Here is a 24,322-nt window from a genome sequence, read left to right as displayed (position 1 = left end):
TCCTTCATCCAACTTTTTATGACACAAGGAATACTCCTTGCATCTGCAACAATAATGTCACGCAAGGAGAACGCACTATGGATGAAAAAGAACTTAAAAAAGAGTTAGCAAGATTAAAACGTTTAGCCGTTGAAATCGCAGGCGAAATTCACGATATCGTTGAAGATACCTTATGGGTAAAGTACAACGAATTACCCATACTTTCAGCCAAAGTCGTAGAAGCCGTTAAAGAAGCAGAGCGCTTTAAAGCCCAACACAATCTTTAATGACGCACTATCCAATCAGAAATTTTTGAAACAATCTCTTGCTCAACACCATTATATCCATGGTAAGCAAACGCTAAGCACGGCTCGCCTTTACTTTGACCGCCATGAATGAGCATCAGCTCTTTTGCAGAACTTAAAGTGAGCTTTTCCATCAACAAAGGAGCAAGCGCACCATGCCATGATGCTAAAGAAGAGCATCATCGTAAGAGATTTCATACAATTTCTCGCTTACTCACGGCTTTTGCAGTTAAAATGGTATGCGGTGTTTGCAGCTCGAACATATCGTCTATTTTAATTTTTTCCAGAGCAATTTTTTTACCCTCTTTGACAATTTGAGCATAACACTCTTTTTGTTCCAGACTCGGCTCTTTAGCATTTAAAGTGTTGAGATACGTTTTTAGTAATTGCTCTTTGGATGCTAGATTTTGGCGTGTTTGAAAAATAATTTGCTCACGAAAAGAGGTAATGAGATAGGTTTTATCACGAAAAAGTCTTTGTAAACGCTCGTTAAATTGTGACTCAAGTAAACCAATCTCACTTTTCCATAACGCGATTTTTTGGTCCATCGAGCGTTGAGAAAAGGCACGTTTTAGATGCACCAAGCCCTCCTCTTTGCTGTGAATGATTCGGCGTGCAAGAAGATGACAGTTCTCCATCATCGTATCAAGGCGCTGAAGCATTTCAAATTGGTCTGGCAAAAGCATTTCTATCGCAGCAGAGGGCGTTGGAGCGCGCAAATCCGCAACAAAATCGCTAATCACATAGTCGATTTCATGCCCAACCGCAGAGATGATGGGCGTTTTACATGTAAAAATAGCATCGGCAACGATTTCCTCGTTAAATGCCCATAAATCTTCAATACTTCCACCACCTCGTCCTACAATAATCGCATCGGCTTTTAGACTATCGGCTCGAGCGATATTAGCGGCAATGGCAAACTTAGCATTCTCACCTTGCACTAAAGTATCTAGCAGTGTAATCTCAACCAACGGCCAGCGTTTTTGCGCCACACGAAGCATGTCTTGTAGCGCGGCTCCCGTGCCTGATGTGATGATAGCAAGATGACGAATAAATTTAGGCAGGCTTTTTTTATGAGCCACCTCAAAATAACCTTTTGCGCCAAGTTTTGTTTTGAGTTGCTCGTACGCTTTGGCTAACGCACCGCTCCCTGAGGGCTCCATGCTCAAACAGTTAATCTGATAGGTTCCACGAGGAGAAAAAACGGAGATAGAACCATGGATAATGACTGCCATGCCCTCTTCAACTTGGAATTTTAACGATTTTGTATTGCCTTTAAACATCACGCACGAGATAGAAGAGTCGGCATCTTTGAGCGTAAAATACAGATGCCCGGAGCTGTGATACGTGGGTCTGGAAACCTCCCCTTCGACACTGACATGTAAAAAGGTAGTCTCCAGTAGAGATTTAATTTGATTGTTTAAACTCGAAACACTTAATGTTTGACTCATCGTTTTCGAGCAATCACCAGTGTGGAGATGTCCATGGAGAAGCTTTTGCAAAATTCTGTCTCGAGACCTGCGGCATCCAACTCTTTTTGAAGCATTGACGCCGTTAAAAATCCTTCAATAGAATTTGGTAAATATTCATACGCTTCTTTGTTTTTAGAGATGATCCCACCTAAAATAGGTAAAACTTTATTCAAATAAAAATCTTTAATCGCAAAGAAAAGACCTTTTTTATCATCTTTGGTGAATTCTAAAATAACAACATATCCGCCTTGTTTGAGAACACGCGCAAACTCGCGAAACGCCTCTTGACGTTTAACGACATTGCGAATACCATAACTAATACTCAATACATCCGCACTCTCATCGGGTAAAGGAAGCTCCGTTGCTTCTGAGATCACAAACTCAAATTCCGGGAACTTTTGTTTGCCCACATTGGTCATGCCCACAGAAGGGTCAATACCTAAGATTTTGCCGATATCGCGTCCCGCTTTTTTAGCCTGCTTTGCCCAATAGCCCATCATATCGCCGGTACCGCAAGCGACGTCCACGATAAGTTCTATCGGTTTGTTATAACGTGCAAAGGTTTCATCGCACGCTGTTTTACGCCATTGGATATCAATGCCCATACTTAAAACGCGATTGGCCGTATCGTATGTTCCAGCGATGTCATCAAACATCTGAACAATTTTTTGTTGCTTGTTGTCGTTATTCTCCAAAACAATTCCTAACTTGTAAAATATTTTGCCCGAAAATGAGACAAATTCTATAAACATAATGTCTAAAAAATATTTCTGCCTCACAAGAGGCAAACTTTAGTACCTAGTGTAACGTAGTACCAAAAGCTTTGCCCTTGGTGCGTGTAAAAAATTAAAACAATCCTGCGATTTGTTGTGCAATTTTATCTTCTAAAATAGGTGTAGCCTCAGAAAGTGTTAAATCCATTTTAGTCGCTTCAGCAAACATCATTGTTTTATGTTCAATAAAATCACTCTCATAAGATTGGCTACTGTTATTATAGGTATTGGAGTTTATTCTTCCTGTAGTATCATCTCGGACAGGTCCACCAAAGCTATTTTGGAAACCACTTTTTTGACCATCTCTAATATAAGCTTGTCCTCCAACACTTCCTGTACTTGCCATAACTTTACCTTTGGCTTTCTCACGAATCACAATATCCACTTGCATTTGATAGATAGTATCTTCGGTTGCTTTACCGATTAAACCACCCACAACTGCACCAGCTAGACCAGCAGCTGCCATACTTCTTCCGTTACTTCCAGAGTTAGCAATCGCACCGGCTGCACCACCCATTAAAGCACCACTGGCAACATTGTTTTCGCTTTTTTTGTTGCAGAATAAAATGTTGGTCATTAAGACATACGTTGCCATTTCAGGATCATCCACAATCGTATATCCTTTTGCATACAATGCTTGAACGATACGGTTTTCAAGATTGATTGGAGCGCCACTGGTGTTTTTAGTCGAAACAAAAACGGTTCGCTTCTCTTTGGCAACAGGATTAATAAAAACGCTTTGTGTCATACGTGCACTGGTTTGTAATTGTGATGTTGCACAACCACTCATCAAAACTAAAGCAGCACTAAGCGCTAATCCTACTTGTAAAGTTTTTTTCATCGTAAATCCTTTATTCGCTTGTAAATTAAGTGTGTTATTGTACCCAATTATGTTAAATTCTTTGTAACAATGGCTTTGTAGACGTCTTTAATACTGTCTTAAACTATCTCGTCTCAACTCAATTTCTTAAGCATCAATCGAATGATTTCTTGAGTTTTTGAGCAATTTTAAAATCTTCTTTTTTAAGCTCTTTTTTCACAAAAAACAAGATGGGCATCTCACTTTTTTTGAGCAGGTAAAAACCGCTCTCTTCCATTAAAAAAAAGTGCATATCCAACAAAAGCGTTTGATAAGAAGAGCTTTGCACGAATTTAAGAAGCTTTTCTCTGTCTTTGCAAAGAAGAGGATGGAGTGCTTGCGTCAATGCCGCGAGCATAGTATTATCAAAAATAGATTGACTGCATCGTAGCAAAGAGATACTATTGTGCACTATCTTAAAAATGGTTTTAGGAGCGCTTGCCCCATCTTCCAATAAATCCGCAACCGCTCTTTCAAAACAGAGCATCTCATAATAGAACAAAACCTTAAGAACTTTTTGAGTGCTCATACCGCCAAGCAAGGAAAGCTCTAATTCATCGGTTGTCAATTTATCGCATTTGGCAAAGACCTCTTTCAACGAGAAATCATAATTTTGAGGTAATCCAAATAATGAGAGGTATCGATTTTTATACCGTTTGTCTTGACTCACGTCTAAGAGGATAAACGATGCCAAATCTTTTTCAAAAGCATCTTGTTCTTGAATGGATGTAAATCGTACGCTCACAACACCAAACCGTTCAGAAACGGCTTGCTCATTTTCAATGTAGAGCTGATGAAGCGTTTTTTTATAAAAAGGAAAGGTGGTAAGGATACACTTTACCACCTCTTTAGGAGCAAGAATCAGATACCGTCTTTTAATTGTGCTTTTTTTCACACTAAGACTTTTAAAATTGCTTTTCCATGACAGGAATGACCTGTTTTTTACGGCTTAACACGCCATCTACCCACATTTCGTGGTTGGTTAATTTTTGATTGAAAGCATTTTCAATTTTGCTTTCATCATCACTAACAACTAAAAATTGAGAACCCTCAATCATGATATCGGTTAAAAGAAGCATGACAGTGTGACGGCCACCCTCTTCTTTGTACGCTTTCATATCGGCAAATAACGCCTCTTTCATCGTATCGAAAACTTTTAAGTCTACGACTTCAAGCTGACCGATACCGATTTTATTGCCGCCCATTTCAAAGTCTTTGTAATCACGAAGTAAGAGTGTACGCGGGCTTGCACCAATCACGGCTGATTTTACTAAGAACATCTCCATACCAAGGGCTTTAAAATCTTCCACGCCTGCTATTTTTGCTAGTTCTTTGACCGCTTTTGTATCTGCTTTTGTACACGTTGGCGATTTGAATAAAACCGTGTCACTTAAAATAGCAAGCATCATTGCACCCGCAATATTTTTAGGGATTTCAATTTTGTAATGGTCATACATCTCTTTAACAATCGTATTGGTACAACCCACAGGGCGTATCCAACACTCAAGAGGTGTCGTCGTTGTGATATCTCCTAATTTATGGTGATCGACAATCCCTAAAATTGTCGTCTCTTTGAGATTGTGAGGCGCTTGAGCAAGGTCTGAATAATCGGTGATATAAAGATTATCTCCTGAAAAATCATTTTTAAGCATCGGCTTTTCAAGACCAAACGTTTTTAAAATAAATTCTGTCTCTGGACTCAGCTCACCTTGACGTGCAGGAGTACAAGGCTCTCCCAATTGTGTTTTGAGATACGAGAGTGAAATGGCTGAACAAATAGAGTCAGAATCGGGATTAATATGTCCGCAAGCATAGGTTTGCATTAAAATTCCTTATGTGTTTTTACATGTAATTATAGCCGATTGTTCCTCATTTTGAAATACCCTATCATTAAAAGTATCTCTTCATTTTTTTAATACAAATTTAACACTCCTTTGCAAAAATCGCTTCTTAGAGTCTTTTATATGATAGTCATGTTTATTTTTTCAAAGGTTTTCAATGATACCCATTGCTTTACTACAAAACATCGTTGATTACGGTGTGATTGGCTTATTAGGCATCATGAGTTTTATCACACTCTTTTTTTGGATTGAGCGGTTGTTATTTTACCGCTCTTTAAACATTCAAGCGTATTCGTGTAAAGAAAAACTCGAAATGGATGTGAGCAATCACATCCACATTCTCTCTACATTTGGCTCAAATGCTCCATACATTGGGCTTTTAGGAACAGTCTGTGGCATTATTATCACGTTTTATACGATGGGACAAAGCGGACAGATTGATGTAAAGATTATTATGTCTTCACTGGCACTTGCCCTCAAAGCGACGGCAATGGGTCTAGTCGTAGCCATTCCTGCAATTTTTTTCTATAACCATTTGGTGCGAAAAATTGAGAAAATTTTAATGCTTTGGGACATACACGCGCATGAAAATACATCGCTTTGAAACCATCAATGTCGTGCCTTTTATCGACATTATGCTTGTTCTGCTTGTGATTGTTTTGACCACAGCCTCTTTTGTGGCGAAGGGAATTATACCGGTGGATTTAAGCCAAGCAAAATCTGCGCAACCTTTTACGCCCAAAGAGGAGCTTATTGTCACAATTGATGCACACAATCAATTTTATTTTAACGATAAAGCTATTGAAAAATCAGAAATTGAAGCAGAACTTTCACACTTTGAGCCAACATTGCCTATTCTTATCAATGTCGATAAACAGATTGCCTTTGAGCATTTTGTCTTTTTTTTAGACCTGCTGAAACAGCATCACTATGAGCATATTGGGATTATGGCAAAAGAATGAGACGTTATGGCACCGCTTTCATTCTCTCTTGTAGTGTTTATGCTTTGATAGGATGTGCATTTTTCTACCAACACACGCACTGCTTTGTACCACAAAAAAGCACCGCACCTTCTTTCATGGCCATGACACTTTATGCACCACTTAAAAAAGAAGTTCCTCAGACAGTGAATTCTGTTAAAGAGCTTGAAAAAAAGGTGGAGCCTTTGAAACCTCAGCCAGAAGTTCACCCAAAAAAGCCGCGTATAAAAGAGAGTAGTGTTCCAAAACGTGTTGTGCCAAAAGAACCTCTCAACCAAAGTTTAGACGAAGTTTCAAAAACCGAGTCAATCGTCGCGTCAGAGGAAATATCTCATAAAGAAGAGAATACGGCTACATCGGTGAGCGAAGAGCCTTTACATGTAAAACAAAAAGCGTATTTAGAAGCATTAATCAAGCGCATTAATGCGCACAAAATTTACCCCAAAGCAGCGCAAAAAGGGCAAATAGAAGGGGATGTACTGGTCGAATTTACGATATCGCCTAAAGGAGAACTCATCTCTTGTGTCATCCTAGAGGGAAAAAATATCTTTTCTAAAGCGACAGAAAAAGCTATTTATCAAAGCTTTCCCTACACATCTGACGAGACTCTTTTCACCTCGAATATGACATTTCAAATCACATTAAAGTATTCATTGCTTTAATGTGATTTTTTCCCGTGTTCTTTCTCTGGCTTTTTGTCGTTATCGTGATGTTTAATGTCTTTGTCATCAAAATCACGTAAATCATGACCATTTTTTAATGCTTTAAAATCATTGGAACCTGGTTTAATTCCTAAGTTTTTAGCCATCACACCCCAACCTTGTCCATGCGAGCGTTGATACTCTTTGAGAACAAAATTGGGTGATTTATGAGACATCTCAGACAAACGTAAAATCATGTAAGCATCTGCAGGTGCAGCAACACTTTTGAAAATCACATCTAACTGCGCTTGAGGCGTATTAAAACGTGACACCAGACGGGATTGATACGTTTGTGGGTCTATATTTGAACGAAGGTTTAACGTTGCCATCCAATCAAAATCGGCACCGATTAATAAGGACCCACTTAAAACCATCATCATTACTATTAACTTCTTTCGCATGCGCGCTCCTTCAATTTTTAATGTCTGTCTCTATCATTATTGTCTCTATCGTCTCTGTGTGAGTCGTGTTTTTGGTCATACCGTTTCGTGTTTGGGGAGACGTTTCTATTATCTGGCTGTGATGGTGGATACGGTTGTTTTTGAGTAACCGTATGGCTTTGAGTATGTTGTTGTTCTTGCCTTGGTTCAACGATCACATGCTTTTCCGGATACACTTTATGGTGTGGCTCTACATAATGATGCTCTTCATAACGTACTTGTGGTTTTTTACGATAGACAATATCATGATGATAATGAAGTTCTCGATAGGATGGCCTATCCCGAATTCCCAGAAAAAATGCGTAATCATCCCAATACACAAAGCGTCGCTCACGATATAAGCCCAAAATATACTCTGGTGGGCGATTGGATAGTTCAGCTAAGCGAAAAATCATATACGCATCCGCAGGTTCCCTCACGCTGTCTAAAATATAAATGACTTCAGATTCTCTGTATCCAAAACGGTCTATTAACCCGTAGCGATAACTGTAAGGATCAGAATGCGAACGAAGATTTAAGCTTACCATCCAATCAAAATCCGAGGCAATAAGTGCTGATGATGTAAAAAGTGTACTCAGTGTTAAAAAAGTCATCATGCTTTGTTTTAATTTCATGCTATACTCCCTTTATTTTGGAATTAAAGCATTATTATCCATAAAAGTGGATTGATTGTGAAGAATCCCCCTCATTTTCTCACATTTGATGTGTATAATTTTCGAGTTACCAAATATTTACATAAAAATTACATTTATTTTTTATAATTTTAAAATAAGATATATATAAAGAAAGGTTAATGATGCGCTATCAACAATCAAAAATTATCACAAGCGCTGCAAGTTATTTTATGCACCACTATACGAAACACTATCTCAATGTTACAGACCCCTCCTTAGGCTTGCCTCCCCCTCCAGAGGCAAAGCCTTATTTACTTTATATTCATGTGCCTTTTTGCTCCATGTTTTGTCCTTATTGCTCTTTCAATAAATTTACCTACACCAAAGAGGCGGCAACGATTTATTTTAAACGCTTACGCGAAGAGATTTTACATGTAAAAGCATTGGGCTATTCGTTTGATTATCTGGTCATTGGAGGCGGTACGCCTTTAATAGATGAAGAAGAGCTTATCAAAACCATAGAATTGGTTAAAAAACACTTCAAAATTGAGCATGTTTCATGCGAGACAGACCCCAACCATATTCAGCCGCAAACCATTGAAAAACTCAAAGGACTCGTCGATAGACTCTCCATTGGAGTGCAAACGTTTGACGATACTCTGCTCAAAAAACTAGGTCGTTATGAAAAATTTGGCTCAAGTGAAGTGGTATATGAGAAAATTGCCTCGATGATTGGACTCCTTCCTATCACCAGTGTTGATTTGATTTTCAATTTTCCAACCCAAAAAGAGGCAGGGTTAATTCGTGATTTAGAGCTGTTAAAACAATTATCGCCTGAACAAACCAGCGTCTATCCACTCATGACCTCTTCGTTAGTCAAAAACAGTGTGAAAAAAAGCTTGGGCGAATTTAGTATGACCAATGAATTTAACTTTTTTTCTCTTATCAAAGAGAGCCTCAAAGAGAGATACCCATCACGTCACGGTTGGTCATTTTCTAAAGAACACAACATCATTATTGATGAGTATATTATCGACCACGAAGAGTATGTCGGTGTGGGTTCGGGTTCATTTAGTTTTCTCAAAGACACCCTTTACCTCAACGATTTTGCGCTCGATAGTTATGACTCTTTAATTCAAGAGAAGCGAACAGCAGTCATTAAGCAACGAACATTTCCTGCGAATAGCCAGATGTACTATCGTTTAATGGTTGATTTATTTAATGGAAGTTTGTCTAAAAAACACTTTGAAACAATGTTTAATACGCCTATCGAAAGCGCGTTAGGCAAAGAGTTGATGTTATTGCGTTTTGCCAAAGCCATAGAAGAGCATACAGAGAAAATCACCACCACAGAATTTGGCGATTATCTCTTTTTAGTGTTAATGAAAGAGTTTTATATGGGAATGGACCGTATTCGTAATGAAGCGCGAAAGCACCTTAGCCTTTAAAAGAGGCTAAGGAGAGGCTCTCGCTCCATGTCAAGACAAAAAACCCAATGTGCTCGCCGTTAATATCAATAATAGGTGTGTACAAGACATACTGATCCCCTCGCTTAAGATACCCCGTACCTTGAAAATTAACCTCTTTGATAAAATGAAGTCCATTCATCTTCTGGTTGATAATCGTATAATTATCCAACATCAGCTTCGGGTCATATTGAACAGCATTGGCTATTGTGCGGTATTCATTTTTCATCAAAACATACAACACAACCCCGTCTTTTTCAAAATAGGTACTCAGTGCTTTAAAATCAACAACCGTTTCAATCGTACCAAGGTACGTCTCTTTATCGAACACAGGCGAAATTGCACGCATAAACATTCCATGGCGACCTATCTCAATCCCTTTAATTGGATGTTTGGTGCTTTTTACTTTTTCGAGGGCATGACGAAAACCGCTTAAGTCATCATTGCTCTGATTATGATAATCCCACAAACGCATAAAACTTTTAAACTCTTTTGTATGCAAGTGCAACCGTGCATTTTCAAAAACATTGGCGAGTGCCATCGCGTTTTTGATACTTAAAAGATAATCCACGCACAATGCCCGATCTTGTTTTCCCAAACAATCAACCACATAAGGGCTTTTGGCTAAAATAACCGAACTAGCAAGCGAAACACGCGTCGTCTCTTCGATTTTATTGTGCAACGTTAGCAATAACGCATCCATCTGTTTTTTAAGAGTTTCTTCTTCTTCAAATGAGATTGATTTATTGTACAAAAACAGAATAATAAGTCCAAAAGAGAGCATGATGACTGCACTAAAGAAAAAACGTCTCTCTTTCATTGCACACCTTCTTCGTGGTCATTTTCAACGTTATCCAAAAGCTTTTTCTTATCCAATTTGAAAATATACGTAAACCGTGACCCTTTATCTTCATACGACTCTATGTCAATATCAATATCATTTTTATTGCAAATATTTTGCACAATATTTAACCCCAAACCAAATCCTCCTTGAACTCCATCTTCTCGTTCAAACCGTTCAAATACTTTATACAAATCTTTAATACCTTGTCCATGATCGATAAAACTCAATACGCAGCTACTCTCATCTTTTTGCTGAAGCGATATTTCCACAATGCCTTGAAAATAAGAGTACTTAATCGCATTAGAGAGCGTATTGTCAATAATACGTTGTAATTCCACTTTGTTCACATATATTTGCATATTCTCTTCAATATGGGATTGAAGCGTAATGGCTTTTGAAATCGCAATATCCTCAAAAAATGAGACCCGCAATCCTAAATATTCTGAAAGATTGATAGGCTCTTTAGCATACATCACTTTGTTATGCTTGATATAATACTCCACATCTTCATACGTCATTTGCATCTGTTTAGTAGCAGCTTTAATGCGTTGAAGATGTTTAGAAGAGGTCACATAATGAGAAAGCAGTTCCACATTGATGTTGATAACCCCCAGTGGTGTTTTGAGCTCATGCATTGAATCATTAAAAAAATCATTCATATATCGTTGCATTTTTTTATAAGGATAGATGCTTGAATTGACAAAAACATTACTCATCAAATAGACCAAAAAAAGGACAATAAAAAACAGCATTGTTGTCACAAAAATAATTTTTGCGTAATTGAGTCTTACTTGTACCACAATATAAAAAAGACGGCTATCGCTTGTCTTAACCTCTTTTTGATAATACAAATAAGGATAAACCACCAAGACTTTAAAATAGAGTTTTTCTAAATGATGTTCAATTCCTTCGTATAAAAGGGTATGCTGATTATCATAGATATTAAGGTGAAACCTCACACTGCGAGGAATATCAAACTCTTCTTTGGAAAAAATACTTTTTTCATGAGCATCGACCCATTCAAAAAGCTCTTGGGAGGCTTTATACTTCTCTTCGGTAATCGTACTTTGAATCGCAAAATAACTTGGCACGCAAAACAGTGCCATGACAATTAGGGTATAGGCTAAAACAGAACGAAGAGGATTAAGCGATAACATCGATTTTATACCCGAGTCCGCGTGAAGATTTGATAAAATCCTCTTCGCCTACTTTGAGTCTTATTTTTCGTATGTACATTCTAATATCGGCATAACTAATCTCTTTGCCTTCCCAAACATTCTCACGAATCATCTCAATATCGCAAAATGTATTTTTACGGCGTATCAAGAATCGTACCAATTCTTGCTCTTTGGAGGTTAAGATGATGTTTTCATCTGCCTTTTTGAGTTCGCCCGTTTCAAAATTAAACAAACAGCCGCAACTGAGTTTAAATGCACCTTCCATGGACGTTTGATAATGCTTTTTAATCAACTCTTTGACACGAAGTTCTAACTCTTTCAGCTCAAAAGGCTTTTTCAAATAATCATTACAACCAAGCTCATACCCAATGGCAATATTATCAATATCCACCAATGATGTAGTGATAATAATCGGCGTTGTAATATTGGCCTCTTTAATATACTTGATGAGTTCGTGTCCATTGAGTTTGGGTACTTTGACATCCAATAAAAAAAGATAATAACACTTTTGCATAATAGCATCCAGCGCACTCTCTCCATCAAAAAAGGCATCGACTTCGTATCCCAAGAGCTCTAAATACTCTTTGATACTTTCATTATAGTTGTAATCATCTTCCAACAATAAAATTTTCATACCTTTCCTTATCCTAAATAAATCTGACCCGCATAAATAATATAATAGCGTAGCATTAATACCCCTAAAAGAACTACCGCTGCATTGGTAATAATATAAACAACCCGGTAAATATGGTTCCTAAGTGCCAAAATAACCGTTACGAGAGGTAGTAGCAGTCCTAGTCCAATGACGCCACCCCAAAAAATAAGCGCTAACCCACCGCTACTCAGTGCTGCTTTAGCCGCCATAGGCGCATCACCGCCTGCGTAAAAGAGTCCAATAAAAAAGATACCTAGCAAAGGAAGTTCTGTCAAAATAACCCGTAAGTCGAGCACTAAAAGATACTTAATGCTCTCTTCATTGAGTGTGCTTTTAAAAAACAAAAGTCCAATTAAAATATTCACAGCAATACCCGATGAGACACTGGAAGTTAAAAATAAAATAGGCAGTACGGGGCTATTCCACAAAGGAATGGCATACAATGCCGAGAGTAAAAATCCAGTGTAAGAACCAATGCATAACGCTGCGATTAATAAAAAATATTCAATCATTTTTGCATAAGAATGAAGCCCTTTTACCCATCCAATTAGCCCCTCAAGCGGTGCAAGCCATGCATATTTTAAAAGGCTTCTCTCAAAAACCAGTAATGTAAACACTAAAACGATAGGGGTATAAATAAATAAAAAAAGTACGCCCAAACTCATCACCGAACTTGGATTGTAACGTATTAAGAGCCAATAAAAGGAGAGAGGTCTTCCTAAGTCTGCCACAAGAAGTAAAAGCCCCAAAATAATTGAAATGGGAGCCACGACAACGCCTGATTTAATCATGGCATCCCAAATAGAAGAGTTACTACGTTCATGCCTGTTCCATTTCACCAATAAGGCGACAATGATAGAACCCGAACTAAGCCCTGCTAAAAAAAGATATACTGCAACAGCCCACGACCAATGAATGGCACTATACTGCTCAACACTTCCCCACATTGGACTCATGCTTTTATCCCTTTTCGGTTGGGCACAAACGCCACTTTAGGCTTTGTTCCTAAATGCTCTTTTGGAAAAACCAGCACCTCTTGCAGTGATTTTTGATACACATCAGAATGCGTTTGCTTCATATCGCCAAAGCTTAATGCCTCAGTGGCGCAAATACTGACACACGCGGGCAATAGCTCTTTAGAAACCCTATTTTCATAACAAAACGTACACTTTTCTACGACGTTTTTAAGGGGGTTTACAAAACGTGCATGGTAAGGACACGCCAAAATACAATATTTACATGTAATGCACACTTTTTCATTGATGTGTACTAAGCCATCTTTACTCTGAAAAGAGGCATTGGTTGGACAAACCTTCACACAAGGTGGATTTTCGCACATCATACACGAAAGCCTTTCAAACTGCATGCCAAGATTGGGGAAAATGCCTTTGGTTGCCACATGAACTTGTAACCGAAACAAATCATCAGGAACATTGTTTTCCAAACGACACGCCACACTGCATGCTTGACATCCGATACACAGGTTTTCATCATAAATCAAACGGTATTTTTTTGACATCGGATTCTACGCTTTCACAATCGATACACCCGTATTGGTGATCATGGCACCACAAATGGGAGCATTCTTTAAAGAGAGTAACATGGAAGGGTTGAGCCCAATGTGATGCGCACGATGCATTAAAGGAGCTTCTCTTCCAAATCCCATATACGCGAATAAGGTATCTGGGCGAATCCCTTCTGTGATAAATACATGGACTTTTTCTTTGGAAATATGATTTTGTAAATAACACGCATCGCCTTGTTTTAAACCGTGTTTTTGTGCCGTACTAGGATGCATCCAGACTGGATTATCAGGCATTAGCATGTGTAAATAGGGCACATTATGCGTATGTCCGTTTGTATGAATAGCACTTTTTCCGCTAATGAGTGTGTAAGGAAATTGAGCATTGACGTTCATATCCATTTTACTTGGAACACCAAATCCTTTAAAGTGAGATTCTACTGTTTCGCTGAACAATTCAATTTTACCCGAAGGTGTTTTTAGATGCTCTAGCATGAAACTCATGACTCCTTTTTCATCCACAAATGTTTTTGAGCGAGAATAACGCTCACAAAAACGCTCTACCGATGCTGTTTCAAGTGCAAATAACGAAGGAATTTCATACGAAACGTAACCGCGTTTGAGTAAATTTTCTAAAAATTCTCCATTACCTTTTGCTTGATACGCTCTTAATTGTGTCATTGTTTTCCACGCATACACTTTGCCAAACCCCATACGTTCAGCCAAGTTTCGTAAAATCTCAAAACTACTTTGCGTATTATTAATAGGAGCAACGGCGCGATTACGCATTGCATATGAGGGCGTAGAGGAAGCATAAAGCGAAATGCCTTCGTCCCGTTCTAGATACGTTGCTTCAGGCAAGATAACATCAGCCATCATCGCTGTATCACTGACATAGATATCATTGACCACAATAAAATCTAACGTCTCCATAGCTTCTTTCATCTTTTTAGGATTAGCCACCGTCACAAGAGGATTATGACGAGAAATAAACCATCCGTGAATAGCATACGGTTTTTTTGTTAAGATAGCCTCTGGTATGGCGGTTAAAACACCGTGTTTTTTAAAGACAAGAGCATTGTCTCCTTCTTCCCCTGCACCATCAACACGCGGGATGGATAATGAAGGAGTTGGGAAAGGGTCATTTAAAAGAGGAATAATGTTCTCGTGTACAAGCGTATTAATACGTGTAGGAGTTTTAGCAAAATAGATACCACCCTCTTTTTCAACATTGCCCATTAAAACATTAGCGATAATAATTGAGCGTGAACGTTGATACTCCGCAGGTGAAGTGGTTGCCTTATGCCCCCAATCTAATAGGCATTTTGGAGCGGCACGGTACAACTCATCGGCAATGCGTTCTACCACGTGTGCGTCAATGCCCGTATAGGGCTGTTGCCACTGCGGTGTTGTCTCTTTGGTTGATTTTTTAAGAGCATCTAATCCTATACAATAGCGCTCAACAAAAGGTTTATTGTATTTTCCATCGCGAAGCCATATATGAATGAGGCTTAACACAAATGCCAAATCACTGCCCGGTTTAATGGGATACCACTCATTGGCTTTGGACGCAATCAGTGAAAAACGCGGGTCAAACACGACAAGCTTTTTGGAAGTATTTGCCGCAAACTGTGCCATGGATTTTGTAAGCGCTATATCCAACCCTTCAAAAAGATTATGACCAAAATTGACAATGTAGTTGGTATTTTCAAAATCGCGGTGTAATTTTTCCCCAAAAGTGTGTTCAAAAGCACTTTCAATGGCAATAGGGCAAGAGCTCCAATGCGAAAAAACATTGGGTGAACCAAAGTTCGCCGCAAAAGAACGTAAGAAATTATAATGCATTCCCGTTTTAGAAGAAAAAATAACACTCTGTGCGCCATAACGTTTTTTCAGTTCATTCAATTTAGTAGCAATAAGCTCTTGTGCTTCATCATAACTGGCTTCGCGCCACTTATTTTCGCCGCGTTTTCCAACGCGAATCAATGGTGTGACAAGCCTGTCTTTATCATACAGTTGTGATACACCTGCCACACCTCGTGCACACAAACTACTGCCTATCTCTTTCGCGTAGGCATTGCCTTGTAACCAAACGGGTTTACCATTGACCACACGCACTTCAATGGGACACCTACTACTGCACATTTCGCAGATAGAACGTACAAATTTATCTTCTAAAGGCAAAGTAAAATTCTCCAAAGCGCCAAGGCTACCAGGAATAAAAAATGATGCACCTGCAACAACAGCGCTTTGTTTTAAAAACTCTCTTCGCTCTTGGCTACATGCCATTGTATGACCTTTTGAAAACATTAATGCTCTATACTGGCACTTGGCTTACTAAAAAGATAGCCTTGTGAAAAATCCACATGCAATCGTTCAAGTTTTTTTTGAACGCTTGGTTTATCAACAAATTCTGCAACAATTTCGTAATTCATTTTATGTGCAAACGAGATAATTGTCTCGACGGTCATAGACGTTGTACGATTGGTATCAATCTCTTTGATGAGGGAACCATCTATCTTGATAAAATCAACCAATAATTGCGCAAGATACGCAAAATTAGAATACCCTGTTCCAAAATCATCAATAGCGATTTTACAGCCTAAACGTTTTACCTCTTTGATAAACGCTGCAATCTCCTCAAAATTTTCAATGCCTTCTGATTCTACAATTTCTAAAATCACGCGATGTCCGCATTGGTATTTTCGAATATTTTCATACAAGCACTCTTTGACGGAATTAGAGAGAATATCACCTTTGGTGAGGTTAATCGAAAAATCATAAGGCTTGTCTTGAAAATATGCAAATGATTTCATGATGATAATTTTGGTGAGTTTTTCATACAAACGTGTCTTTTTGGCCTGTTCTAAAAAGTAATAAGGCGCAAGATAACTGCCGTCTTCCTCTTGTAAACGCATCAATACTTCATATTTAGTGATTTTTTGAAGCTTATTATTATAAATGCCTTGGAAAAAAGGAATAATGCGATCATTTTCAATCGCTTGCTTAATTTTTTGAATAATCTGAATATTATGTTCCGTTTGTGTTTTGAGCGCTTCTGTATCGTCATAAGAGACCATGATTTGATTGCTTCTTTTTGCCTCTTTAAGCGCTACGTGTGATTGCATGTAAATATCATCTAAACATCCTTGTGCCACCCCGACATTAAACCGCACGGCAACTTCATAACCTTTAATATTAAAAATATACTTCTCAAGATACTGGATAATACGTTGGACTTTTTCATAGACCAATTTTTTCCAAGCAGTATCGTTTTCTTTCAATAACAACGCAAATTCATCCCCGTTGATGCGAAATGCAACTTGATGGTTTTCATCAAAACTGTGCGACAACAACGCTCCGATTTGTTTTAACAATTCATCACCAACATCGTAACCCAAATAGTCATTAATCTCCGAAAACCCCACTAAATTGATCAGAACTAAAAGCTTTTCTCTATTATCAAGGCGAATTTCATGAAAAAGGGCTTGACGGTTTCCTAAACCTGTTAGTTCATCTAACCACTGTTCTTGTATAATTTTGTCTTTTAAAATGACCTCTGTAATATCCATACTACTGGAAATATATTCGAGTAAAGCGCCCTCTTCATCAAAAAGAGGCATCACCATGCTTTTGATGTAGAACTTTTCACCGCTCTTGTTCCTATAAGGTAAGATGCCTCGCCAAATCTTGTTCGCATGAAGGCTTTTCCAAACAGCCATATAGGTTTGAGTATCCACATCTAGTGCTCTAAACATGCTGTGCTTTGAACCGATAATCTCTTCGCGTGGGTATCCCGTAATCGTACAAAATGCATCATTGACATACGTGATGGTTCCGTCTTTATCCATTTTTGAAAAAATGGCACTTTGATCCATTGCGATTTTGTATTGATTTAAAAAATTGATACTTTCATCTAACTCATCTTGTGTCGTATTGACAAGATGGGTAAGTGATTTTAAAACGGACGTATGCACGGGATGAGGCAGTATCGTCAGTTGTTTCGGCTCTTGCAAAGATTCACTTAAGCAGAGTGTAGTCGTTGTGACATTGAGCAAGTGATTTTGCGCATTAGAGTGAAAAAATTCTCCATAGGTAAAAAAGCCAACAGTAGGTGCGATTTCCTCTAACAGTTTAAATTCATACTGCAAATGCTCTTTGAGAAAGAGATTTCTAACACTGCACGAATAGATAAAAACAGCTTCGGGAACATAGCGATGGACTGTGCGTTGCAGTGTGTTTGCCGTTTGCATAATCTCTTCGATATTGCCAATGGCAAAACGCACTTTATCCCCTTCTTGAAAATGCCCTGCAAAGACAAATGAATGGTCGGGATTGACCGCAATCATCGAACGGCACACTTCGGTATAATCACACACATTTACCAACGGAAACGCAATCGTACTGGTGGGTAAGTTTTGCAAAATTTCTTCGCCAAAATAGTGCTTATAGACATCAATGATCGGCACCCCATCTAGCGCATAAATCGTATTGTTGTCGCATTTACTCACACGCATTTCTTTGCCAATTTGCGTCCACCCAAAAGAATAATCGTGGTGGACCTGTAATACGTTACTTTGAATCGTTGCGATGACAATACCTTCATTTTCAATGGAGTTCCCGTGAATAATCAATGTCTTAGTAAACGTAAAATCATCTCCCGCGTTTCCCCCAGCGACAATCAAATGTGGCGCAACGGTATTAAACGCTTTTAAAAACGATTCGCTATCACCTCCACGCAATGCCTCTGCAAAAGCAATACACACTTTTGTATTTTTTTTAACAATTTCATGAGCAACGCTTTTACCACTTTTGGCATCTACCACAGGGAAATAATAGACGTGTGCTTGGCTTTTTTCAAGAACACAAAAAGAGAGAACAATGCTTTGATGCTGGATATGGCTTTGATAAATTTCGCCCGCGGTTGTTGAGCCGATGATGACACTATTGGGTAAGGTGTGGTGAAGGTAATCAAGAATCGTTTGAATTTTATTCGGATTAATCTCACCACAAAAGAGTTGAATAAGCATATGTTCTTTACATGTAAACGTCTCTTGAACAAACGTTTCAAGCCCTTTTTGGCTCTCATACAAATAGTTAAATAGCTTCACGACCTATGCCTTGCTATCGATTTGATCTTTTTTACATGTAAATACATTAAAAGGCTTTTCATACCATAAACGATTTTATCAAGCTCATTTTTACAGTGTTATGGATGTAAGGATAACGCGTAATGCTCTTTTATGGTTCTAAGGTTTTATTGACATCATCGCGCGCATTTTTGACTTGCCACTTTAAACGACGATAGCGCAACCTACTACGAATGCGTTTAATGCGCTCAATATCTTCCATATTGACACTAATTGGCGTGTGTTCAATATCGGCACCCTCTCCAATATTGATTTTTTCCGCTTTTTTGAGCGCTAGTTTTTGCGACTGGAAGACACTTCGGTGTCCTGTAATCAAAAAGGCAATCACAACACTTAAAGCCGCATAATTGGCCATGTGTACCCCAAAAAGTTCTACCGCCATAATAATCGACGCTATCGGCGAATTCGTGGTTCCTGCAAGAACACTCACAAAACCAAGAGCAGCAAAAAGAGCGACATGCTCACCCATCATATGTCCAAAAGTTACGCCGCTGGTTGCTCCTACGAAAAAGATAGGCGTAATCACACCACCACTGCCTCCAACGCCAAGCGTAATAGAGGTGAAAAGCGTCTTCATGATAAAGTCATACCAATGAATACTTTGTGAGCCATAGGCCACAGGGTCAAGGGCACTGCTAATGGTATTAAGTCCCAAACCTAAATATTTAGGCGTAAGTATCAATGAAAAAGCAATCATAATCATACCGCCAACAAAGGCTTTAAGATAGCGGTTGTAGGGAACGTGTTTAATCCACGTTTCTATTTTATTGACAATGGTAATAAAGCTATCGGAGACGATACCAAAGAAAATTCCCGCGATAACCACTTGCCCAATTAAAACCAAATCTAAATTCAGCGTGCGGTAAAAATTGATGTCATAATACACATACTTCACGCCTAAAAACTGAGCGGTTGTAAATGCCGCAAACCCAGCAATAAAGGAAGGTAGTAAAACATCGTACATAATAACGCCGATAATAAGCACTTCAATTCCAAAGATGGCTCCTGCGATTGGTGTTCCAAACACCGAAGCAAATCCCGCGCTAATACCGCAAATAACAAGTTTTTTACGATCTTCTTTTGAGAAACGAAGCAATGTAGCGATAAAAGAAGCTGCTCCCGCACCAATTTGTGCACCAGGACCTTCTTTTCCCACAGAACCACCTGAAAAGATGGTCAAAACCGTTGCAACCAGTTTGACAGGAATGACTTTAACGTTAATAAGCCCTTCATTTTTATGAACAGCCTCAATGACTTTTTCCGTTCCATGTCCTGTTGCGCTTTTATCAAATGTTCGAACAATCCAAATGGTTAGCATCAATCCTAATGGCAGTGTAAAATAATAAGCAAAGGGCAAGTCTGAACGACTTTGTTCAGCATAGAATAAAATTTTGATAAACCCTGAGATTAAACACCCAATGATAATTCCCACACTGGATGAGAGCACCAACCATTTAGAGACACTAAAGAAGATAATCATCTGTTCTGCAATATGTTTTCGCATTCTTGTTCTTTCGATTTAAGCTGGTTTTTATTATAACCCTTTTCTCTTAAATGGCTATTACAAAATCCCTATATTGCGCATATTTTAACAAAAAAATTTAACAATTGGTGAGAAAACCTAAGAGTCTTTTTTCAAAGACTCTTAGGCAGCCTTTTAACTGACGAATGTTTGTCCAGCATAAAGCATATAATAACGCAGTGCTAATACGCCAATAAGTACCATAAGCGCATTAAAAATCACAAAGCCTTGTGAGTGTTTGACACCGTGCGGTAATGCAAAATTGAGTCCGACAGGAAGGACTAAACCCAACCCCACAACGCCAATCCATAGAAGGCTTGCTAACCCACCACTACTGAGAGCTTCTTTTGCAACATGGGCTGTTACACCGCCTTGGTACATCATGCCTACGAAGAGGATGAATAAGAAGAAAAGTTCCGCAAAAATGACTTTCACATCAAGCCCATGCAAGTAACTGATGTTCTCGCCTTTGACACTGCTATTGAAAAATAAAAGCCCAACTACTAAGTTGGCAGAAATACCCGCTGAGACACCAGAAGCCAAGAAAAGCGCTGGTAAAACAGGTGTATTTAGAAGTGGAAAACTGTTCATTGCTGAAAGTAAGAACCCTGTATACGCTCCCACGCCCACTGCTAAAATGAGTGTAATCACTTCTAAAGCTTTCGCATAATCCAAGGCAATATTGGCAAAAACACTCAAAAATTTAAACGGCCCTTCGTCGATTAACTCTTTTTTAAACACACCGAGTAAGAAGAGTAAGACAACAGGGAAATACGCGAACAACGCCAAAACACCTATGGTCATAACAGAGCCAAAGTTATAATGAATCAACAATCTCCAAAAAACAAGCGGACGAGTTAAATCTGTAATTAATAAGAGCAAACCCGCACCGATGGTAACCGGCGCTAAAATAGCACCTGCTTTAATGATTCCATCCCATGGCGTGACTTCGTTTCCTTTCATCCATTTAATCACAATTGCCGAAATGATAGCACCTGCAGATAATCCTGCAAGGAACAGATAGACCGCTATTGGCCAATGCCATACGACTGTGTTATATTGCTCCATTGAGCCCCATATTTGATTCATGATTTGATCCCCCCTTTATGGTTAGGTACAATAAACATTTTTGGATTCGTTCCAAGTCTCTCTTTTGGACGATACGTTGGTCGCTCTGAGAGCACTTGATTGATTTTACTTTTTGGATCGTTTAAATCGCCAAAAACCAATGCGTCTGTTGGACATACGGTGACACAAGCTGGTTCTTCACCTCTACCTAAGCGCGATTCATGACAAAATGTACATTTATCAGGTGCTTTGGTGACAGGATGAACGTAACGTGCTTGATAAGGACATGCCGCAACACAGTATAAACAGCCGACACATAAGTTGTTATCAACTAAAACGATACCATCGTCATTCACATACGATGCTTGTGTAGGACAGACACTCACACAAGGCGTATTTTCACAATGCACACATGACTGACGGTGATATTCATACCCTAAACTTCCGTTAGGATACTCTTCTTGTTTGACCCATACTTGTAAGCGGTAAACGGATTCTGGTATTTTATTTTCAGACCTGCACGCAACATTGCACGCTTGACAGCCGATGCACAAGTTGTTATCGTGGATCATTGCATATTTTTTTGACATGGTTTTTCCCTCCCCTTACGCTTTTTTGACTTTGACGCCAATAACATGCAGATTCATACCGCAGTTAGCTGACACATGCGGTGAATAAAGCGCATTACTATGTACACCTTTGCCATAAGCACGTTTGAGAGCTTTACTCACATGCCCAAATCCAAAGTATGCAAACACCGTATCTTCTCTCACACCTTTGGTGACAAGGGCTTTGCCTTTTTGAGTGCTGTATTTATTATAGACTTCAATGTTATCACCGTTTTTAATGCCAAGACGTTCTGCCGTTTTTGGATGAATCCAGACTGCTGCATCATCTAAAAGATTGTTAAGCCATGCATTGTTACCGTTATGACCGTTCGTACGAACAGCAGATTTTCCATTGATAAAATAGAGTTCATCTGCTTCTTTGTATTTAAACGACTCATAACTTAAGCCACCTTTTTTAGAAACGGCTTCGAGTTCTGGGCTAAAGAGTTTAATTTTATGTGGGAAATCAAACAAGCCCTCATCATTAACTTTACTGGCCGCACTTGGGAATTTTTTGACAAATGCCGCAACGCTTTTTTTATCTTGTAACAATAGCGGTACACCAAAACTAGCACTACCGGTAGCTTTGAGTTTTGCAAGTAAATCTAGATTATCTCCCACTTGTTGTAAACGATAATCTTCGATATCTTTGTAAGGGAAATACGCTTCCAATCCCATTTTAGCGGCTAACTCTTTTGCGATTCTCCAACCTGGGCGTGACTCGCCAATTGGTTCAACCACTTTTTGACGTCCAACACCGTAACTTGGATTTTTACTGCCACCTGCGGTAAACTCCTCGTCTCTCTCAAGATACGTTGTATCAGGAAGGACAATATCTGCAAACCATGCAGTATCAGAAACTTGAATATCCACAACCACAACCAAATCCATCGCTTTAATCGCTTTAATGACATGTTCCATATTCGATTGTGTCATCACTGGATTGTTACGGGCAATAAACCAACCGTGGAGTTTATAAGGTACGCCTGGTAATTCGTTCAATGCCGCATGTGGAATCAACGTAACGACACCTTGACCTTTTTTGACTAAGAAAAATTCGCTGTCTTTTTCGCCGATACGATCAATCCTTGGCACATCAACTTTCGGATAAGCTGGAATTTTTGGTTTTTTAAGGGTTGGGGCTTTTGGATCACCCTCACCGATAAATTTATTGTAAAAACCTGCATTTTTATTGAAGTAATAACCACCTTCTTGCTCGATTGCTCCGACTAAAACGTTACACATCATAATCGCACGGCGAAGTTCAAGTTCTTGTGGTGTTAGCGCTACCCTGTGGCAAAAATCAAAAATCGCTTTAGGGGCCGCTTTGGCAAACTCATGTGCCATACGTTTAATCACATCAGCGGAAATATCACATTCAACGGCCATTTTCTCAGGAGTATATGAAGCGATACTGGCTTTTAACTCTTCAAAACCTTCACAATGTTTTTCAACAAATTTTTTATTATAAAGGTTGTCGTTAATTAAAACATGCATAAAACCAAGAACAAACGCTAAATCGTGACCCGGTTTAATCGGATGCCACTCTGTCGCTTTAGCTGCCATGGTTGAAAAACGTGGGTCAAGAGAGACAACTTTCGCACCATGAGCCATTGCATCCATGTATTGACGGGCATAAGAGATAACAATACCTTCAAAAACGTTATGGCTTGGGTTAATGATGTATTTTGCTTTGGCAAAATCACGTGTGACGCCATTTTCAAACACATCATCCATGGCTAAGTCATACGCTAATGGACAGGTTGCTTCGTGTCCAAAGATGTTGTTTGAACCATACGCTTGCGCTAAATTGTGAAACCATGTTTTATTCCAACCACTACGCGCCGTAAAAGCAACCGTATGTGCGCCGTATTTTTGTTTGATTTCACCCAATTTTGTAGCAATGAAAGTGTATGCTTCGTCCCAACTGACCTCTTTCCACTTTCCTTCACCACGCTCACCTACACGCATAATCGGCTTGACTAAACGTTGTGGATCATACAATTGATTGAAACCTGAGCTTCCTCTTGCGCATACTTTACCACCACGACTTTTATCGGCTGGATTACCTCTGATAAACACACCTTTTCCATCTTCCACACGTGCTTCAATGGTACACGAACTGGTACACATTTCGCAAATGCTCGGTGTAAACTTCGTGTTGCCTTTGTATTGCTTTTTACTTTCATCCATGGCCCCTAAGGTTCCAGGGATGCTAGAAAATCCAGCAATAGCCGCAGCAGTTGAAGAGAGTTTTAAAAAGCCCCTTCTGCTAAGCATTTGAGTCATCTTTCATCCTTTTTCTAAGATTTCTATGCGAGTATCTTAGAAAACGTATGTAAATT

The 24,322-nt window shown here is 39.0% G+C and carries 24 protein-coding genes; 5 read left to right on the top strand and 19 right to left on the bottom strand.

Features of this window, described 5'->3' with window-relative positions:
* Positions 1 to 77 precede the first annotated feature (77 nt).
* Positions 78 to 266 carry a CCE_0567 family metalloprotein gene (locus AC5SLP_RS00900; protein WP_495253253.1) on the top strand — a complete coding sequence of 63 codons (189 nt, stop codon included), beginning with the start codon at positions 78 to 80 and terminating at the stop codon, positions 264 to 266.
* Here AC5SLP_RS00900 and AC5SLP_RS00895 read toward each other — a convergent pair.
* The 6 genes from AC5SLP_RS00895 to AC5SLP_RS00870 all read right to left on the bottom strand — a co-directional run bounded on the left by AC5SLP_RS00895 (position 263) and on the right by AC5SLP_RS00870 (position 5,211).
* Positions 263 to 421, bottom strand: a complete 159-nt coding sequence (locus tag AC5SLP_RS00895) for a hypothetical protein (protein ID WP_495253252.1) — start codon at positions 419 to 421, stop codon at positions 263 to 265. The genes AC5SLP_RS00900 and AC5SLP_RS00895 overlap by 4 nt on opposite strands.
* Positions 422 to 478: 57 nt before the next feature.
* Positions 479 to 1,735: an exodeoxyribonuclease VII large subunit gene (gene xseA / locus AC5SLP_RS00890; RefSeq protein WP_495253251.1), complete on the bottom strand. Its 1,257-nt coding sequence runs from the start codon at positions 1,733 to 1,735 to the stop codon at positions 479 to 481.
* Positions 1,732 to 2,451, bottom strand: a complete 720-nt coding sequence (gene ubiE / locus AC5SLP_RS00885) for a bifunctional demethylmenaquinone methyltransferase/2-methoxy-6-polyprenyl-1,4-benzoquinol methylase UbiE (protein ID WP_495253250.1) — start codon at positions 2,449 to 2,451, stop codon at positions 1,732 to 1,734. The genes xseA and ubiE overlap by 4 nt, the downstream gene beginning before the upstream one ends.
* A gap of 151 nt (positions 2,452 to 2,602) precedes the next feature.
* Positions 2,603 to 3,370, bottom strand: coding sequence for a complement resistance protein TraT (locus AC5SLP_RS00880; RefSeq protein ID WP_495253249.1), 768 nt, complete (start codon positions 3,368 to 3,370; stop codon positions 2,603 to 2,605).
* 133 nt (positions 3,371 to 3,503) lie between these two features.
* A complete protein-coding gene (locus AC5SLP_RS00875) occupies positions 3,504 to 4,283 on the bottom strand; it encodes a hypothetical protein (RefSeq protein WP_495253248.1) in 780 nt (259 codons plus the stop codon).
* 10 nt (positions 4,284 to 4,293) lie between these two features.
* Positions 4,294 to 5,211 (bottom strand): manganese-dependent inorganic pyrophosphatase, encoded by a 918-nt coding sequence (locus AC5SLP_RS00870; RefSeq protein ID WP_495253247.1) that lies wholly within the window; start codon positions 5,209 to 5,211, stop codon positions 4,294 to 4,296.
* 175 nt (positions 5,212 to 5,386) lie between these two features.
* On the opposite strand from AC5SLP_RS00870, the gene exbB reads away from it, so the two are divergent.
* Genes exbB through AC5SLP_RS00855 form a run of 3 tightly spaced genes read left to right on the top strand, consistent with a single transcriptional unit; the run spans position 5,387 to position 6,871 of the window.
* On the top strand, positions 5,387 to 5,833 hold the full coding sequence (gene exbB, locus AC5SLP_RS00865; protein ID WP_495253246.1) for a TonB-system energizer ExbB: 447 nt from the start codon (positions 5,387 to 5,389) through the stop codon (positions 5,831 to 5,833).
* The gene (locus AC5SLP_RS00860; protein WP_495253245.1) at positions 5,814 to 6,191 is read left to right on the top strand and encodes an ExbD/TolR family protein; all 378 of its coding nucleotides are present in this window, start codon (positions 5,814 to 5,816) and stop codon (positions 6,189 to 6,191) included. The genes exbB and AC5SLP_RS00860 overlap by 20 nt, the downstream gene beginning before the upstream one ends.
* Positions 6,188 to 6,871 carry a TonB family protein gene (locus AC5SLP_RS00855; protein WP_495253244.1) on the top strand — a complete coding sequence of 228 codons (684 nt, stop codon included), beginning with the start codon at positions 6,188 to 6,190 and terminating at the stop codon, positions 6,869 to 6,871. Before AC5SLP_RS00860 ends, AC5SLP_RS00855 begins: the two co-directional genes overlap by 4 nt.
* Here AC5SLP_RS00855 and AC5SLP_RS00850 read toward each other — a convergent pair.
* Positions 6,868 to 7,311 carry a hypothetical protein gene (locus tag AC5SLP_RS00850; RefSeq protein ID WP_495253243.1) on the bottom strand — a complete coding sequence of 148 codons (444 nt, stop codon included), beginning with the start codon at positions 7,309 to 7,311 and terminating at the stop codon, positions 6,868 to 6,870. The genes AC5SLP_RS00855 and AC5SLP_RS00850 overlap by 4 nt on opposite strands.
* 17 nt (positions 7,312 to 7,328) lie before the next feature.
* A complete protein-coding gene (locus AC5SLP_RS00845) occupies positions 7,329 to 7,964 on the bottom strand; it encodes a hypothetical protein (RefSeq protein ID WP_495253242.1) in 636 nt (211 codons plus the stop codon).
* 182 nt (positions 7,965 to 8,146) lie between these two features.
* Between AC5SLP_RS00845 and AC5SLP_RS00840 the strand changes: the two genes are divergently transcribed.
* Positions 8,147 to 9,412 (top strand): coproporphyrinogen III oxidase family protein, encoded by a 1,266-nt coding sequence (locus AC5SLP_RS00840; protein WP_495253241.1) that lies wholly within the window; start codon positions 8,147 to 8,149, stop codon positions 9,410 to 9,412.
* On the opposite strand, the gene AC5SLP_RS00835 is transcribed toward AC5SLP_RS00840, so the two are convergent.
* The 11 genes from AC5SLP_RS00835 to phsA (AC5SLP_RS00785) form a co-directional block, all read right to left on the bottom strand.
* On the bottom strand, positions 9,402 to 10,250 hold the full coding sequence (locus tag AC5SLP_RS00835; RefSeq protein ID WP_495253240.1) for a cache domain-containing protein: 849 nt from the start codon (positions 10,248 to 10,250) through the stop codon (positions 9,402 to 9,404). The genes AC5SLP_RS00840 and AC5SLP_RS00835 overlap by 11 nt on opposite strands.
* The gene (locus AC5SLP_RS00830; protein ID WP_495253239.1) at positions 10,247 to 11,431 is read right to left on the bottom strand and encodes a sensor histidine kinase; all 1,185 of its coding nucleotides are present in this window, start codon (positions 11,429 to 11,431) and stop codon (positions 10,247 to 10,249) included. Before AC5SLP_RS00830 ends, AC5SLP_RS00835 begins: the two co-directional genes overlap by 4 nt.
* Positions 11,418 to 12,086: a response regulator transcription factor gene (locus tag AC5SLP_RS00825; RefSeq protein WP_495253238.1), complete on the bottom strand. Its 669-nt coding sequence runs from the start codon at positions 12,084 to 12,086 to the stop codon at positions 11,418 to 11,420. The genes AC5SLP_RS00830 and AC5SLP_RS00825 overlap by 14 nt, the downstream gene beginning before the upstream one ends.
* Before the next feature lie 8 nt (positions 12,087 to 12,094).
* Positions 12,095 to 13,063, bottom strand: a complete 969-nt coding sequence (gene nrfD, locus AC5SLP_RS00820; protein ID WP_495253237.1) for an NrfD/PsrC family molybdoenzyme membrane anchor subunit — start codon at positions 13,061 to 13,063, stop codon at positions 12,095 to 12,097.
* Positions 13,060 to 13,626, bottom strand: a complete 567-nt coding sequence (locus tag AC5SLP_RS00815; protein ID WP_495253236.1) for a 4Fe-4S dicluster domain-containing protein — start codon at positions 13,624 to 13,626, stop codon at positions 13,060 to 13,062. The genes nrfD (AC5SLP_RS00820) and AC5SLP_RS00815 overlap by 4 nt, the downstream gene beginning before the upstream one ends.
* Positions 13,627 to 13,632: 6 nt before the next feature.
* Entirely contained in the window at positions 13,633 to 15,918 is a 2,286-nt protein-coding gene (gene phsA / locus AC5SLP_RS00810; protein WP_495253235.1) for a thiosulfate reductase PhsA, read from the bottom strand.
* A gap of 20 nt (positions 15,919 to 15,938) precedes the next feature.
* On the bottom strand, positions 15,939 to 18,740 hold the full coding sequence (locus AC5SLP_RS00805) for an EAL domain-containing protein (protein ID WP_495253234.1): 2,802 nt from the start codon (positions 18,738 to 18,740) through the stop codon (positions 15,939 to 15,941).
* Between the two features lie 130 nt (positions 18,741 to 18,870).
* Positions 18,871 to 20,283 carry a chloride channel protein gene (locus tag AC5SLP_RS00800; RefSeq protein WP_495253233.1) on the bottom strand — a complete coding sequence of 471 codons (1,413 nt, stop codon included), beginning with the start codon at positions 20,281 to 20,283 and terminating at the stop codon, positions 18,871 to 18,873.
* A gap of 153 nt (positions 20,284 to 20,436) precedes the next feature.
* On the bottom strand, positions 20,437 to 21,390 hold the full coding sequence (gene nrfD, locus AC5SLP_RS00795; protein WP_495253232.1) for an NrfD/PsrC family molybdoenzyme membrane anchor subunit: 954 nt from the start codon (positions 21,388 to 21,390) through the stop codon (positions 20,437 to 20,439).
* Complete coding sequence (locus tag AC5SLP_RS00790; protein WP_495253231.1) at positions 21,387 to 21,959, bottom strand: 4Fe-4S dicluster domain-containing protein; 573 nt, start codon at positions 21,957 to 21,959, stop codon at positions 21,387 to 21,389. The genes nrfD (AC5SLP_RS00795) and AC5SLP_RS00790 overlap by 4 nt, the downstream gene beginning before the upstream one ends.
* 15 nt (positions 21,960 to 21,974) lie before the next feature.
* A complete protein-coding gene (gene phsA, locus AC5SLP_RS00785; RefSeq protein ID WP_495253230.1) occupies positions 21,975 to 24,266 on the bottom strand; it encodes a thiosulfate reductase PhsA in 2,292 nt (763 codons plus the stop codon).
* Positions 24,267 to 24,322: the final 56 nt, after the last annotated feature.

This window comes from Sulfurospirillum sp. E15m (assembly GCF_059415145.1).
This window is presented reverse-complemented; position numbering and strand designations above follow the sequence as displayed.

Excerpts from the sequence above, each read along its gene's own strand:
- AC5SLP_RS00900 (WP_495253253.1), top strand. The coding sequence starts at position 78 with ATGGATGAAAAAGAACTTAAAAAAGAGTTAGCAAGATTAAAACGTTTA.
- xseA (WP_495253251.1), bottom strand. The coding sequence starts at position 1,735 with ATGAGTCAAACATTAAGTGTTTCGAGTTTAAACAATCAAATTAAATCT.
- AC5SLP_RS00880 (WP_495253249.1), bottom strand. The coding sequence starts at position 3,370 with ATGAAAAAAACTTTACAAGTAGGATTAGCGCTTAGTGCTGCTTTAGTT.
- AC5SLP_RS00870 (WP_495253247.1), bottom strand. The coding sequence starts at position 5,211 with ATGCAAACCTATGCTTGCGGACATATTAATCCCGATTCTGACTCTATT.
- exbB (WP_495253246.1), top strand. The coding sequence starts at position 5,387 with ATGATACCCATTGCTTTACTACAAAACATCGTTGATTACGGTGTGATT.
- AC5SLP_RS00860 (WP_495253245.1), top strand. The coding sequence starts at position 5,814 with ATGAAAATACATCGCTTTGAAACCATCAATGTCGTGCCTTTTATCGAC.
- AC5SLP_RS00855 (WP_495253244.1), top strand. The coding sequence starts at position 6,188 with ATGAGACGTTATGGCACCGCTTTCATTCTCTCTTGTAGTGTTTATGCT.
- AC5SLP_RS00850 (WP_495253243.1), bottom strand. The coding sequence starts at position 7,311 with ATGCGAAAGAAGTTAATAGTAATGATGATGGTTTTAAGTGGGTCCTTA.
- AC5SLP_RS00845 (WP_495253242.1), bottom strand. The coding sequence starts at position 7,964 with ATGAAATTAAAACAAAGCATGATGACTTTTTTAACACTGAGTACACTT.
- AC5SLP_RS00840 (WP_495253241.1), top strand. The coding sequence starts at position 8,147 with ATGCGCTATCAACAATCAAAAATTATCACAAGCGCTGCAAGTTATTTT.
- AC5SLP_RS00835 (WP_495253240.1), bottom strand. The coding sequence starts at position 10,250 with ATGAAAGAGAGACGTTTTTTCTTTAGTGCAGTCATCATGCTCTCTTTT.
- AC5SLP_RS00830 (WP_495253239.1), bottom strand. The coding sequence starts at position 11,431 with ATGTTATCGCTTAATCCTCTTCGTTCTGTTTTAGCCTATACCCTAATT.
- AC5SLP_RS00825 (WP_495253238.1), bottom strand. The coding sequence starts at position 12,086 with ATGAAAATTTTATTGTTGGAAGATGATTACAACTATAATGAAAGTATC.
- nrfD (WP_495253237.1), bottom strand. The coding sequence starts at position 13,063 with ATGAGTCCAATGTGGGGAAGTGTTGAGCAGTATAGTGCCATTCATTGG.
- AC5SLP_RS00815 (WP_495253236.1), bottom strand. The coding sequence starts at position 13,626 with ATGTCAAAAAAATACCGTTTGATTTATGATGAAAACCTGTGTATCGGA.
- phsA (WP_495253235.1), bottom strand. The coding sequence starts at position 15,918 with ATGGCATGTAGCCAAGAGCGAAGAGAGTTTTTAAAACAAAGCGCTGTT.
- AC5SLP_RS00800 (WP_495253233.1), bottom strand. The coding sequence starts at position 20,283 with ATGCGAAAACATATTGCAGAACAGATGATTATCTTCTTTAGTGTCTCT.
- nrfD (WP_495253232.1), bottom strand. The coding sequence starts at position 21,390 with ATGAATCAAATATGGGGCTCAATGGAGCAATATAACACAGTCGTATGG.
- AC5SLP_RS00790 (WP_495253231.1), bottom strand. The coding sequence starts at position 21,959 with ATGTCAAAAAAATATGCAATGATCCACGATAACAACTTGTGCATCGGC.
- phsA (WP_495253230.1), bottom strand. The coding sequence starts at position 24,266 with ATGACTCAAATGCTTAGCAGAAGGGGCTTTTTAAAACTCTCTTCAACT.